At 35.9% G+C, this 13,180-nt stretch carries 13 protein-coding genes; 4 read left to right on the top strand and 9 right to left on the bottom strand.

Going from position 1 to position 13,180, the window contains the following annotated elements; all coding sequences use genetic code 11:
- Positions 1 to 44: 44 nt before the first annotated feature.
- The 3 genes from LXH21_RS12135 to LXH21_RS12125 are packed head-to-tail and all read left to right on the top strand — an operon-like array spanning position 45 to position 3,653.
- Positions 45 to 545, top strand: coding sequence for an RNA polymerase sigma factor (locus LXH21_RS12135; protein ID WP_187016547.1), 501 nt, complete (start codon positions 45 to 47; stop codon positions 543 to 545).
- 2 nt (positions 546 to 547) lie between these two features.
- On the top strand, positions 548 to 1,468 hold the full coding sequence (locus LXH21_RS12130; RefSeq protein ID WP_239866233.1) for a hypothetical protein: 921 nt from the start codon (positions 548 to 550) through the stop codon (positions 1,466 to 1,468).
- 40 nt (positions 1,469 to 1,508) lie between these two features.
- Positions 1,509 to 3,653 (top strand): VWA domain-containing protein, encoded by a 2,145-nt coding sequence (locus LXH21_RS12125; protein ID WP_239866231.1) that lies wholly within the window; start codon positions 1,509 to 1,511, stop codon positions 3,651 to 3,653.
- Positions 3,654 to 3,748: 95 nt separating this feature from the next.
- Here the strand turns inward: LXH21_RS12125 and mtaB are convergent, their stop codons facing one another.
- On the bottom strand, positions 3,749 to 5,083 hold the full coding sequence (mtaB, locus tag LXH21_RS12120; RefSeq protein ID WP_239866229.1) for a tRNA (N(6)-L-threonylcarbamoyladenosine(37)-C(2))-methylthiotransferase MtaB: 1,335 nt from the start codon (positions 5,081 to 5,083) through the stop codon (positions 3,749 to 3,751).
- A 120-nt stretch (positions 5,084 to 5,203) separates the two neighbouring features.
- Here mtaB and LXH21_RS12115 point away from each other — a divergent pair, with 120 nt between their 5' ends.
- Entirely contained in the window at positions 5,204 to 5,455 is a 252-nt protein-coding gene (locus LXH21_RS12115; RefSeq protein ID WP_239866227.1) for a hypothetical protein, read from the top strand.
- Positions 5,456 to 5,632: 177 nt separating this feature from the next.
- Here the strand turns inward: LXH21_RS12115 and LXH21_RS12110 are convergent, their stop codons facing one another.
- From LXH21_RS12110 to LXH21_RS12075, 8 genes are all read right to left on the bottom strand, one after another.
- A complete protein-coding gene (locus LXH21_RS12110; RefSeq protein ID WP_239866225.1) occupies positions 5,633 to 6,430 on the bottom strand; it encodes a Cof-type HAD-IIB family hydrolase in 798 nt (265 codons plus the stop codon).
- Between the two features lie 99 nt (positions 6,431 to 6,529).
- A complete protein-coding gene (locus tag LXH21_RS12105; protein ID WP_239866223.1) occupies positions 6,530 to 6,748 on the bottom strand; it encodes a DUF2007 domain-containing protein in 219 nt (72 codons plus the stop codon).
- A 47-nt stretch (positions 6,749 to 6,795) separates the two neighbouring features.
- Positions 6,796 to 7,464 carry a DEAD/DEAH box helicase gene (locus tag LXH21_RS12100; RefSeq protein WP_239866220.1) on the bottom strand — a complete coding sequence of 223 codons (669 nt, stop codon included), beginning with the start codon at positions 7,462 to 7,464 and terminating at the stop codon, positions 6,796 to 6,798.
- Between the two features lie 50 nt (positions 7,465 to 7,514).
- On the bottom strand, positions 7,515 to 8,678 hold the full coding sequence (locus tag LXH21_RS12095) for a sigma-54-dependent transcriptional regulator (protein WP_239866218.1): 1,164 nt from the start codon (positions 8,676 to 8,678) through the stop codon (positions 7,515 to 7,517).
- 291 nt (positions 8,679 to 8,969) lie between these two features.
- Positions 8,970 to 10,292, bottom strand: coding sequence for an ABC transporter permease (locus tag LXH21_RS12090; RefSeq protein WP_239866216.1), 1,323 nt, complete (start codon positions 10,290 to 10,292; stop codon positions 8,970 to 8,972).
- A 70-nt stretch (positions 10,293 to 10,362) separates the two neighbouring features.
- Positions 10,363 to 11,283, bottom strand: coding sequence for an ABC transporter ATP-binding protein (locus tag LXH21_RS12085; protein WP_239866214.1), 921 nt, complete (start codon positions 11,281 to 11,283; stop codon positions 10,363 to 10,365).
- 130 nt (positions 11,284 to 11,413) lie between these two features.
- Complete coding sequence (dnaJ, locus tag LXH21_RS12080; RefSeq protein WP_239866212.1) at positions 11,414 to 12,532, bottom strand: molecular chaperone DnaJ; 1,119 nt, start codon at positions 12,530 to 12,532, stop codon at positions 11,414 to 11,416.
- A 49-nt stretch (positions 12,533 to 12,581) separates the two neighbouring features.
- Complete coding sequence (locus LXH21_RS12075; protein ID WP_239866210.1) at positions 12,582 to 13,157, bottom strand: nucleotide exchange factor GrpE; 576 nt, start codon at positions 13,155 to 13,157, stop codon at positions 12,582 to 12,584.
- Between the last annotated feature and the right edge of the window lie 23 nt (positions 13,158 to 13,180).

Here is a 13,180-nt window from a genome sequence, read left to right as displayed (position 1 = left end):
ACACTATTGTGATAAACGAAAATCTAATATTAGCGTGTAAAAAAATGCAGCGAGACGCCCAGCGTCAAGTGTATGAACTGCTGTCACCCAAGCTATATGCAACTTGCAAGCGCTATTTGAAAAAAGAAGAAGAAATCGAGGAAGCTTTGGCGGATGCTTTTTTTATACTATTCACCAAGTTGGATCAACTCAAAGAAATTGGCGCTTTTGAAGCTTGGGCTCGCAAGATTGCTGTGAACCAATGTCTGGCCACTATCAAAAAGAAAACCAACTTTAATATGTATTTGGACGATGTCAGCACTATTGCATTGCCGTTTACTGAGGAAGACACCCACCTGGAAGAAGAAGATTTATTGCAGTTACTCAACCAAATTCCGGACGGATGCAAAACGGTTTTCAATCTTTTTGTGATTGAAGGTTACGGACACAAGGAGATTGCCACAATGCTTCAAATTTCTGAAGGAACCTCCAAATCGCAACTGAATGCGGCCAAAACCAAGTTGAAAGAATTAGTGAACAACCTGTATTACAAAAAATCGAATTAGTCATGGACAATCAAGATAAATTATTTAACCAAATCAAACAAGCTGCTCACCAAGCCGAGGATCAACCCTTTACAGGCATGGATAAGGTATGGGCACGTGTGGACGAGAAACTAGACCAAGAAGCCTTGGCTACCAAAACTAAGGTTTGGAAAAAAGTAGCGATTGCAGCTTCGGTATTACTAGTGGTTTCATTAGGATACCAATTAACCAAAACGAAAATAGCTGTTCCGGAGATTCAAAAAACGGTCGTGGTTCAAGAAGCGACAACCACCGAACCTACTGATCAAAAAATAGTGACCTCCCCTTTACTCGATACTTTAAAAATTAAAAAAGCTATTGAAGAGCAGACTCAAATCGCAACGGCTACAACAATCCAAAAAACAAAAGCTGTAGCTGTCCAAGAGCCAAAGAACGAACTATCCGATAAGGCTATCGAACACGAAAAAGCAATTCTAGCTCGACAAAGTCAAGCCAAAAGCAGCAGCCGTTTTAACCGAGGTACTATTTATGAAGCCAAAGTGGTAGAAAGTGCATATGAAACTCAAGCCGCACCAGCAGCGGTAGCCGAAGTGCAAAAGGCACCTACAAGTGCGCCGCTGGTAGTTATGAATGGTGATCTGGTCTCTAGTAAAAAATATAAATCAGTGAAGGATGCGAAGGAAGCCATCGCTGACATCTATGAAAACGAACTGGAATCACTAGTTGTGCTAGATGAACCACTCTATATTATCAATGGCGTTGAATACAGCGAAGAATCGTTGTTTGGGCAACATCCAACGAGTCCGTATGCGCCTTTGAGTAAACAAAAAATTGAGTCACTCACTGTTTTACAAAATGAAAAAGCCATTGAGAAATATGGTGAAAAAGGTAAAAAAGGAGTCGTAATTATCAGTACTAAAAACGGAAAACCACTGCCAAAATAATTCAGAACATACAATACTAACATTCTAAAAAAACAACATTATGAAAAGTCTAAAACTTCTTTCATTAGCCATTGCTATGCTTTTTTCTGTTCTAACATTTGGACAAGAAATTACGATTACAGGAACCATCACAGATGAATCACAACTGCCCTTGCCGGGCGCCAATGTAACTATTAAAAACACTACAAAATCGACACAAGCAGATTATAACGGACACTACAGCATTACGGCCAAAAATGGTGAACTATTGGTTTTTGCTTACATAGGTTACAATTCGAAAACCGTAAAATTCACCAACCAAACAACCATTAACATACAACTAGAGGCTTCTGAAGCCGGATTAGAAGAAGTAGTTGTCGTGGGGTATGGTGTTCAGAAAAAAAGAGCGTTAACAGGAGCGGTTTCACGATCTGTTCTTCAAGATTCAAAGAGTTATGCACCAAATTCGGTTCCCAATGCGTTGCAAGGGCGAGTTGCAGGAGTACAGATTACACATGCGAATAATTCGCCATCACCTGTAATCATTAGAGGAGTAGCCTCTGTCAATGCAACTAAGCCTTTGTATGTAGTGGATGGGGTTCCGTACACAAGCGAACCAAAATTAAATCCGCAAGACATTGCTTCGGTGGATGTTATAAAAGACGCAAGTGCAACAGCAATTTATGGTGCAAGAGGTTCGAATGGCGTTATAATCATTTCGACCAAGAACCAACAATACAAAGGTTTGACAGAAAAAGAGTTAAAAAAAGAACTGGACAAATTAAATATCAATCCAATAGTTGCACCAAATCCCAACCAAGAAGATTATGAGAGTTTTGTTGAAAACCAATTTGAATCACCAAAAAACGCACCGCTGTCGACCTTTTCTATTGATGTAGACAATGCCTCTTATACCAACATTCGCCGCATGATCAACAACGGCCAAGCAGTCCCTAAAGATGCCGTGCGTATTGAGGAGATGATGAACTTTTTTAAATACAACTATCCACAGCCTACGAACGAAGACCCTTTTTCGATCAATACCGAATACAGCAACTGTCCGTGGAATCCAAAACACCAATTGTTGAAAATAGGATTACAAGGAAAAAACATTCCCACGGATGATTTACCAGCGTCCAACTTGGTTTTCTTGATTGATGTTTCGGGATCTATGAGCGATGCCAATAAATTACCCTTATTGAAACAATCTTTTAAAATTTTGGTAAACGAATTGCGTAAAGAAGATAAAGTTGCCATTGTGGTATATGCAGGCGCTGCGGGCTTGGTCTTACCTCCTACCGCGGGCGACCAAAAGAAAACGATCCTGAATGCTTTGGACAAATTACAATCTGGTGGTAGTACTGCTGGTGGTGCCGGAATTGAATTGGCCTACACTACCGTAGCAGAAAACTTCATTAAAGGAGGGAATAATAGAGTCATACTAGCAACCGACGGAGATTTTAACGTGGGAAGCTCTGCAAACAAAGACATGGAAACTTTGATCGAAGAAAAAAGAAAATCTGGTGTATTTTTGACTTGTTTGGGATACGGAATGGGGAATTACAAAGACAGTAAAATGGAAGTTCTAGCCAACAAAGGCAATGGAAACTATGCGTATATTGACAATATTCAAGAAGCCAATCGCTTTTTGAGTAAGGAATTCAAAGGTTCGATGTTTGCGATAGCCAAAGATGTAAAGATTCAGATTGAATTCAACCCAAAGCACGTGCAGTCGTACCGATTGATTGGGTACGAAAATCGAAAATTACGTCCCGAAGACTTTAAAAATGATGCCATTGATGCAGGAGAACTTGGTAGCGGACATACGGTGACCGCGCTATACGAAATCATTTTAACCGGTACCGAAAGTGATTACGTGGCGTCTGACTTGAAATACTCGGTTACACCAACCAATACGTCTAATTTTAGCAACGAGCTGGCTACTATTAAATTTAGATACAAAAAACCAGATGGTGAAAAAAGTATCGAAATGGTAACCACAATAGCAAACCAGCTTGCGAAAAATGCTTCAGCTGATTTTAAATTCAGCAGTGCCGTGGCTTGGTTTGGATTGAAATTAAGAGATTCAAAATTGGTTTCGAACAAAGATACAGCAGCTATTGAAACCTTGGCAAATGCCGGATTAGCGACTGACAAAGGTGGTTACCGTGCAGAATTCATTCGATTGGTTGAGGCTATTCAATAAATTAGGATACCTCAAAAATGAAAAAACTTCAATCTTTATATAAAGATTGAAGTTTTTTTTATGTGTTACTTTTTCTTAACGAATGAAAGTATTGTTTATACAACTACTTCTTGCTTTACAAATTCCATACGCACACTTCCATCCTCATCAATGTGCGTTAAAGTTACATCTTGCAAGGTATTGGACAATTCTGGATTCCAGGGTGTTTTTACTTTTACATAATTTTCAGTAAAACCATGAATATAACCTTCTTTATTTTCACATTCGAATAAAACAGTTCGTTGTGTTCCCAGTTGACTTTCATAAAAAGCACGACGTTTTTTCACAGATAAACCTCTTAACATTTTACTACGTTTTGCACGTACATTATTAGGAACTACTCCTTCCATATGAGCAGCCTCTGTATTGTCCCTTTCAGAATAAGTAAAAACATGCAAATAGGAAATATCCATTTCATTTAAGAAGTGATAAGTTTCCAAAAAGTGTTCATCCGTTTCACCAGGGAAACCGACAATAACATCTACACCAATGCAAGCATGTGGCATGACTTCGCGTATTTTGTTCACGCGCTCTGTATAGACTTCGCGTTGGTAACGGCGTTTCATTAACTTCAATATATCATTACTTCCTGATTGCAAAGGAACATGAAAATGTGGAACAAATGTTCTACTTTTTGACACGAATTCGATTGTTTCGTTTTTCAATAAGTTAGGTTCGATAGATGAAATACGCAAACGTTCAATGCCATTAACTTCATCTAGTGCTTGTACCAAATCTAAGAAAGTATGTTCGTGCTTTTTATTTCCGAATTCACCTTTCCCATAATCCCCTATGTTGACACCTGTAAGTACAATTTCTTTAATTCCTTGTTTCGAAATGTCAGATGCATTTTGTAAAACATTTTCAAGCGCATCCGATCGCGAAATTCCTCTCGCTAGCGGAATTGTACAATAAGTGCACTTATAATCACAACCATCTTGTACCTTTAAAAAAGCGCGAGTTCGGTCTCCTATAGAATAACTACCTACATAAAAGTCAGCTTCGGCAATCTCGCAAGAGTGCACCTCACCCATATCATTTTTACTCAAATCATTGATATAATCCATGATTTTGAATTTCTCTGTAGCACCAAGTACTAAATCTACACCATCAACTGCAGCCAATTCTTCTGGCTTTAATTGGGCATAACAACCTACAGCAGCTACAAAAGCTTTGTTGTTGAGTTTCATGGCTTTTTTAACCACTTGCTTAAATTGTTTATCTGCATTTTCGGTAACAGAGCAAGTATTGATTACATACATGTCTGCTACATCTTCAAAATCTACACGATCAAAACCTTCATCTTGAAAATTACGCGCAATAGTCGATGTTTCTGAAAAGTTCAATTTACAACCAAGCGTGTAGAACGCTACTTTTTTTCTGTTTTCCATATGTAGTCACTAATAATGAAATCGTTGTCAAAAATTAGCGTGTGCAAATTTACATATAAATTGCAAGAATTAAAATTCGATTATGATTATATTTGTAAATAGATTTTAAACAAAAAAGTCATGCAACCAACTAATTTACAAAAAGATAAACTGGAATTAATTAATAAAATCATCCACACAGAAGATCAAAATACCTTGGCCTTTTTAAAAGAGGTCTTGAATGATGACAATTCAGAATACGAATTGACCGATGAACAAAAGACAATAGTAGAAGAAGCTACTGCAAAATATTATTCTGGCGAAGAACCTTCTTTCAGTTGGGAAGAAGTAAAAAACAATGTTAGAAAAAGCTTCAATGAAAAGAAATCTTAAATTAGTAAAGTTGCTTGCGAACATTTCTCCTTCGTCGAAAAGACAAGATTGCGAAAAAACTATATAGAATTAAGTACTAGACACAAAAAAACCATCAAAAAAATAAGTCCAATTAAGATGAACTCTTAACTCTCCTTAATCCTTTAATGGTTTAAAAAATATATAAATCGTAAAAATCTAATTTAATATAAAACGTTTCACTACCTCAGCAACTCCATGATTATTATTTGAAGCTACAATCACATTTGCTCGCTCTCTAAGTTCTGGATCAACGTTATCTACCCACACTCCAAGTCCCGCGTATTCTATCATCGTCAAATCATTTCCTGCATTACCAACTGCAATCACTTCGGCTTGCTCGATGTTTAATCTTTTGGCTAAGAAATGTACGCTGGCTGCTTTGTCTATACCATGTTGAGCCACTTCAAGAAAGAAAGGTTTTGACATACATACACTTAGATGAGGCATGGCTGCTTTTAATTTTGCTTCAACTGTTTTTAAGTAAGATGGTTCTTCTAGCAAAATGCATTTGATCGCTGGCTTGTAAACGGCCTCTTTAAAGCTAGGAACCAAATTATGATGCATTCCTGTAATGTTCAATTCGATATCAATATATTCCGATTCAGTTTCACTTACTAGCGATCCATCCACATAAGTTATGATATCAGTCTTATTTTGCACACTGTAATCGTACAATTCATGAATTTGCTCTTGGGTCAAATTTTGCTCAAAAATAATTTCATTACTTTTTAAATCTGTGATAACAGCACCATTATACGAAATAATATAAGAATCCTCTAAGTTCAGTTCTTTCGCATAAGCAACCATTGCAGGTGTAGGACGACCTGAAGCTAGAATAATATGAATTCCAGATTCTTTAGCCAAAGCCAACATCTTTTTATTTTCTTCCGAAATGGTGTGGTCGTCCATCAACAAAGTATCATCCATGTCTAAAACCAGCATTTTGTATTTCATGTATATTTTTTTAACAATTCATCTCGAATGCGCACGATGCAACAAATCTTTACTACTAGAAATGTTAGTTCGAGCGCAGTCAAGAACAATTATAATCATCTACAAATTCATCTTGAATTCCTCAATAATCGGATAAATTTTTCCGTATTGCGTTTCTTGAATAAACAATTCAACGGCTTGACCATAACTACCAAAACCTGCCAAACGAGCCGATTGAATGTTATCTTTCTGCACAACATCAACACCTGCTGCTTCAATTTTTTCTTTCAAAGCAATAGCCAAAATTTCACTTCCAGAGAACACTTTCATTAATCCCATATCTTTTAATTTTATCGTTTGTAATTATTTTAATGAAGAGTTTTTATTTATGCCGTTACTTCTTCATTCTCATCTTCATCTTCATCCTCATCCTCTTCTTCGTATTCACCAAATTCAAATTCAACAGGTTCTACAAGCATCCTATCAGCTAATGCTTCGATGCGTTCAGTCATTTCTGTTGCAAAAATGATGCGTTGTGTTTTAGCAATACTACTAGAAATACGTGCGATTTTTGTTTCGTGACGCAGTTTCAACATTGGGTCAGCGTCATCTACGATAAACATTTTCAAACGGTTAACGTTGTAGCCCGCAGTACTCAACATTTCGCTGAGCTTATGTGGTGTACCTACGAGAACATCTATTCCACCCGAAATATAATTTTTATCGTAATCAGTATCTCCTTTATCATGCGTACCATACACAGTCAAATCGGTATGGGCTCCCAATTTTTCGAAAATAGAAAGCATTTCAACGACCTTCTCTTTATCCTGTACCACAATCAAAGCTCTAGGAGATTGTTCTCCTTCTTTAACTAATTGCTGAATAACATTTAAAACAATTGTTGTCGTTTTACCAGATCCAGCCGGAGCCAAGATCAAACAATCTGCCCCACTTTTAATAGTTGAAAATGTCTCCTTTTGCAAATCATTTGCTTGAGTTAAACCACAGTCAATTAATGATTGTTGCAGTCCTTCGTTTAATTTCTTTAATTTCATTTGATATAATTGATAGGTTTAAAATCATATAATTAAACCATTAACTTTATTTATTTGGAAGCAAATAGCCTCACATCATTTTCGGATATCTCTGCTCCTCCAAGAATAATTAATCGTTCTATAACGTTACGCAATTCACGAATGTTACCAGTCCAGTCGTATTCTTGAAGCAATTTTACTGCTTCTGTTGAAAATTTTTTAACTACCGTCCCTTGTTCTGAAGCGATTTTACTTACAAAATGACTAATTAATAAGGGAATGTCTTCACGTCTTTCATTCAAAGAAGGAACCTTTATTAAAATCACCGCTAATCGGTGGTACAAATCCTCACGGAAACGTCCTTCGGCTATCTCTACTTTTAAGTCCTTATTGGTAGCGGCCACTACACGAACGTCGACCTTAATATCTTTGTCTGCTCCTACTCTAGTAATCATACTTTCTTGCAATGCACGCAAGACTTTGGCTTGAGCCGATAGACTCATATCGCCTATTTCGTCTAGAAATATAGTTCCTTTGTCTGCTGCTTCAAACTTACCTGCACGGTCTTTTACAGCAGAGGTAAAAGCCCCTTTTACGTGACCAAATAATTCACTCTCAATTAATTCTGATGGAATAGCAGCACAATTTACTTCCACCAAAGGAAAATTAGCACGCTCACTTTTTTCATGCAATTGATGTGCTACTAATTCTTTCCCTGTTCCATTAGAACCTGTGATCAAAACCCTTGCATCTGTTGGCGCTACTTTATCAATCATTAATTTGATCAAGTCAATTGCATCACTCTCACCGATCATCTGATAGTTTTTTGAAACTTTCTTTTTGAGAATCTTATTCTCAACTACCAGTTGCTTCCTGTCTAATGCATTACGCACTGTATTCAACAATCGATTTAAATCTGGTGGCTTTGAAATATAATCAAAAGCACCCAAACGCATGGTATTTATGGCAGTTTCCATATCTCCGTGACCGGAAATCATCACCATCGGAATCTCTGGTTTTATTTTTTTTACCGCTTCGAGTACTTCAACACCATCCATCTTTGGCATTTTAATATCACAAAGTACTAAATCGTAATCGTTATTTTTAATTTTTTCGAAACCAATCAATCCGTCCTCAGCTTCTTCTACTTCGTACGTATCATTTTCTTCTGAAAGTATTTTTGATAATACTCTTCGAATAGCGGCTTCGTCTTCAATTACTAATATTTTCGGCATCTGGTTGTTTTTTTAAAGTTCTTTGGCTGCAAGTTACTACTAACTCAATTCCTAAATTTCTAATTTTTATTTTCTAAAATTGTTACTGTGAATAAAACTACTTTTAAATTTATTCATATACCTTACTAACTCAATTGCTCTATAATATCCTCAACTATTTTTCGAATATAATTTGAGCCTTATCCTCGCAATACTAACAAGAAGTAAGAATGATAGCATGTATTTTATTAACTGACAAAAACCAAGCCATTCGATTTTAAAAACTATTTACAATATAATTGAATCAAATTCTTATCCCGTATATTTTAACCATCGGTATAGCTCTTTCCAACTTGGTTTTTTACCGTACATCAAAATACCAACTCGATATATTTTGGCTGCAAACCAAACTACGCCAAAAAAAGTTCCAAATAAAATAGTTACCGATATAGCGATTTGCCACAAAGGTACGCCAAACGGGATACGCATGAGCATCACGATTGGCGATGTAAGCGGAATCATTGAAAATACTACAGCTATGGTTCCGTTTGGATCATTTACAACACTAAAAAAACCAATGTAAACACTTAAGACAAGTGGCATTATGATTGGTAGAAGAAATTGTTGCGAATCCGTTTGATTGTCTACTGCTGCACCTATTGCCGCATAAAATGAGCTATATAAAAAGTATCCTCCAACGAAATAAACTATAAATCCAAGCAAAATAGATGCTATGGGCAAATTCCAAATTTCTAGAATATACATTTGAACAGTGCTGACAAATTCATTTTGACCTTGACTCATCATTTCTGGCGAAATTCGGGCTGTTGGCCCCACATTAACTCCTAAAAAGTACGATGCAAAAGTTATGATCGATAATCCCAATATAGACCAAATAAGAAACTGTAAAATTCCAGCCAAAGAGGTTCCTACAATTTTACCAATCATTAAATGGAAAGGCTTCACTGATGAAATAATGATTTCGATTATTCGATTTGTTTTTTCTTCGATTACAGAGCGCATCACCATATTACCATACATAATGATGAACATCATGACTAAGTATCCGAACGCACCACCTATAAATATTTTGATTTCGTTGAGTCCTTTTACTGTTTCTTCTCCAGATATTTTTGCAAGATTAAGTACTACATGCGATTGTGCATTACGAATGGCCAATGTGTCTAAATGTGCTTTCTGTAAATTAAGCTGTGTAATTTTTTTACCAATCACATCCTGAACATTTTCGATAAAAGAAATACTAGGACTTGTATTGGCTATAAATTGAATTTTATTTTCGAATGTTGTAGCGTCTCCTTCATCAGGGATTAAAAGCAATCCCTCGTAGCTTTGATTGGCAATACTGTCTTTTAAATAAAGTACATCTATGAGCGATAAATCAACATATTTATATTCACCATCTTTATGGTTTTGTGCTACCAGTTCATGCACAAATACGCCTGAAGCATCATGAATCGCAATTCGTTTGGTATCTGCTTTCATCGAGCTTAAATAACTAATAAAAACAGTAACCGCTACAAAAAGCAGTGGGCTTAAAAAGGTCATTACAACAAAAGACTTATTGCGTACTTTGGATATAAATTCTCTTTTGATAATCAATGAAATGATACTCATTTTATACTTTTACATTAAAATTAAAATTTAGAAAATAAACGATTCTAAATCTAAAATTGACATTTTATATTTATTTGCTTACTGTTTGGATAAATATATCATTGACAGATGGAATCTTCTCTACAAAATGGGTAACCTGCCCTTTGTAGACCAATAAATTTAATAGTTCATTGGGTGTAGCGTCACCAATATTTATTTCTAATTTCAATTCATTATTCAACGACTTAAAATGTGCTGGGCTTACGGTAAATTTTTGAGTAATGGCAAACATTAATCCTTCGACATCTGAGGTTAGAATACCTACCTCGTAACTATTAGTTCTAAATTGACGCTTTACATCATTTAATTTTCCCTCAATCAATTTATTCGATTGGTGAATCAAAGCGATTTCGTCGCAAAGTTCCTCGACGCTCTCCATGCGATGTGTAGAAAACAAAATTGTAGTTCCTTTTTGTTTTAGTGCTAATATTTCGTCTTTAATAATGTTGGCATTCACAGGATCAAATCCGGAGAAGGGTTCATCTAAGATCAATAATTTAGGCTGGTGAAGCACACAAACCACAAATTGAATTTTCTGTGCCATACCTTTTGATAACTCCTGAATTTTTTTGTTCCACCATCCTTGAATTTCAAGACGGTCAAACCAATATTCCAGTTGCTTTTTGGCTTCAGTTTTTGACAAACCTTTTAATTGTGCCAAGTATAAGCACTGCTCACCCACTTTCATACTTTGATATAGACCTCTTTCTTCTGGCAAATAGCCAATATGCTGAATGTGCTTAGGCTGTAATTTTTCGCCGTCAAGAATAATCTCGCCACTATCTGGCAAGGTTATTTGATTGATAATTCGAATTAAGGATGTTTTTCCAGCGCCATTTGGCCCTAAAAGTCCATAAATACTACCTTTTGGTACATTCAATGAAACTTCGTTCAAAGCAGTATAATCTCCGTATTGCTTGACAACTTTATTGACTTCAAGTAAGTTATTCATTCTCTATTTTGAATTTGTGTAAAAGTAAATAAATCGAAGCGAAATCCTTCGTTTAACAACCTAAAAAACCCATCCTAATTATTAAAAAGGATGGGTTTTATATTTTAAAGAAAATACATTCTATTATTAATTAAGAGAACATATCTTTTACTTTTTCAAAAAATGATTTGTCTGACTTTTCAGGATTCGGAATGAAATGATCATCAGCTAAGTTTTTCTCAAAAAATTGTCTTTGCTCTTTGTTCAAGTCTTTTGGAGTCCAAACATTTACATGCACCAATAAATCACCACTTCCGTAGCCATTGATACTTGGAATACCTTTTCCTTTCAAACGAAGAATTTTACCCGATTGGATTCCATCTTCAAGTTTGATACGAACTTTACCATTGATTGCTTCGATATCTTTTGAAACTCCCAAAATTGCTTCTGGAAAACTGATATATAAATCATAGTGTAAATTTTCACCTTCACGTTTCAAAAACTCATGTTCCAATTCTTCAATTGCAACAATCAAATCTCCAGGTACGCTATTTCCTGGTGCATCGTTTCCTTTATTAGAAACTTTCAACTGCATTCCGTCTACAACACCAGCTGGAATTTTGATAGAAACAGTTTCGTCTTCCAAAATCATTCCCTGTCCATCTGCTTCTGCAGGTTTCTTGTCTAATTGTTGACCAGCACCTCCACAAGTCGGGCACGTGGTTGCAGATTGCATACGCCCCAAAATCGTATTAGTAACACGCATTACCTGCCCTTGACCATTACAAGTAGAGCAAGTTTTATAGCTTACACCTGGTGCCTGCACCTTGCGTTTTACTTTTACTTTTTTCTCAACACCATTAGCAATTTCTTCCAACGTCAATTTAACTTTGATACGAAGGTTGCTTCCTTTGACTCTTTGTGGACCACGAGAACCGCCACCACCAAATCCGCCAAATCCGCCACCAAAGATATCTCCAAATTGACTAAAGATGTCGTCCATGTTCATGTTACCATGACCACCACCGCCACCAAAACCACCTGAACCATCAAAAGCTTGATGACCATATTGATCATATTTACCTTTTTTGGCAGGATCGCTTAGTACTTCATAAGCTTCGGCTGCTTCTTTAAACTTTTCTTCTGCCGTTTTGTCTCCCGGATTTTTGTCAGGATGAAACTCAATGGCTTTTTTTCTGTAGGCCTTCTTAATAGCTGCAGCATCTGCACCTTTATTAATTCCTAATATTTCGTAAAAATCTTTTTTCATTGTATTCTTTTATGTTGAAAATTACAGCAGTGCGTATTATTACGCTAAATTATTGCCCAATAACAACCTTTGGAAAACGAATAATTCTATCTCCTAATTTGTATCCTTTTTCAAGAACATCTACAATTTTACCTTTCAAATCATCAGATGGCGCTGGTATTTGTGTAATTGCTTCTGCAAAATCAGCATTAAATGCATCACCTGCATTTACATCAACAACTTCTAAACCTTTTGAATTTAAAGTACTTTTTAATTTTTCATGAATTAATTCCACTCCTTTTGAGATAGCTTCATTTTCTGATTTTGCAATTTCAATAATAGCTCTATCAAAATCATCCAAAACTGGTAATAAAGCTCCAACTACATCCGCATTGGCTGTTTTAAACAATTCAATACGTTCTTTAGTTGTTCTTCTTTTATAATTTTCAAATTCAGCAAATAATCTCAAAAATTTATCTTTTTCATTTGCTAAGTCTTTCGTTAATTGTTCTTCAACAGTTAATTCTTCTACAAGAACTTGCTCTTCAGTCGCATTGTTATCCAATGTTACATCCTCTACTTTTTGATCGATATCTGTATTTTCAGTAGTCATATTACCTTTATTTTTAAAAATATTCTTAAACATATTTTGAACTTTCTTTTGGAAAG

Source organism: Flavobacterium algicola (genome assembly GCF_022399565.1).
Lineage (GTDB): Bacteria > Bacteroidota > Bacteroidia > Flavobacteriales > Flavobacteriaceae > Flavobacterium > Flavobacterium algicola.
This window is presented reverse-complemented; position numbering and strand designations above follow the sequence as displayed.

Excerpts from the sequence above, each read along its gene's own strand:
- LXH21_RS12085 (WP_239866214.1), bottom strand. The coding sequence starts at position 11,283 with ATGAATAACTTACTTGAAGTCAATAAAGTTGTCAAGCAATACGGAGAT.
- LXH21_RS12100 (WP_239866220.1), bottom strand. The coding sequence starts at position 7,464 with ATGAAATTAAAGAAATTAAACGAAGGACTGCAACAATCATTAATTGAC.
- mtaB (WP_239866229.1), bottom strand. The coding sequence starts at position 5,083 with ATGGAAAACAGAAAAAAAGTAGCGTTCTACACGCTTGGTTGTAAATTG.
- LXH21_RS12105 (WP_239866223.1), bottom strand. The coding sequence starts at position 6,748 with ATGGGATTAATGAAAGTGTTCTCTGGAAGTGAAATTTTGGCTATTGCT.
- LXH21_RS12135 (WP_187016547.1), top strand. The coding sequence starts at position 45 with ATGCAGCGAGACGCCCAGCGTCAAGTGTATGAACTGCTGTCACCCAAG.
- LXH21_RS12125 (WP_239866231.1), top strand. The coding sequence starts at position 1,509 with ATGAAAAGTCTAAAACTTCTTTCATTAGCCATTGCTATGCTTTTTTCT.
- LXH21_RS12075 (WP_239866210.1), bottom strand. The coding sequence starts at position 13,157 with ATGTTTAAGAATATTTTTAAAAATAAAGGTAATATGACTACTGAAAAT.
- dnaJ (WP_239866212.1), bottom strand. The coding sequence starts at position 12,532 with ATGAAAAAAGATTTTTACGAAATATTAGGAATTAATAAAGGTGCAGAT.
- LXH21_RS12090 (WP_239866216.1), bottom strand. The coding sequence starts at position 10,292 with ATGAGTATCATTTCATTGATTATCAAAAGAGAATTTATATCCAAAGTA.
- LXH21_RS12130 (WP_239866233.1), top strand. The coding sequence starts at position 548 with ATGGACAATCAAGATAAATTATTTAACCAAATCAAACAAGCTGCTCAC.
- LXH21_RS12115 (WP_239866227.1), top strand. The coding sequence starts at position 5,204 with ATGCAACCAACTAATTTACAAAAAGATAAACTGGAATTAATTAATAAA.
- LXH21_RS12095 (WP_239866218.1), bottom strand. The coding sequence starts at position 8,678 with ATGCCGAAAATATTAGTAATTGAAGACGAAGCCGCTATTCGAAGAGTA.
- LXH21_RS12110 (WP_239866225.1), bottom strand. The coding sequence starts at position 6,430 with ATGAAATACAAAATGCTGGTTTTAGACATGGATGATACTTTGTTGATG.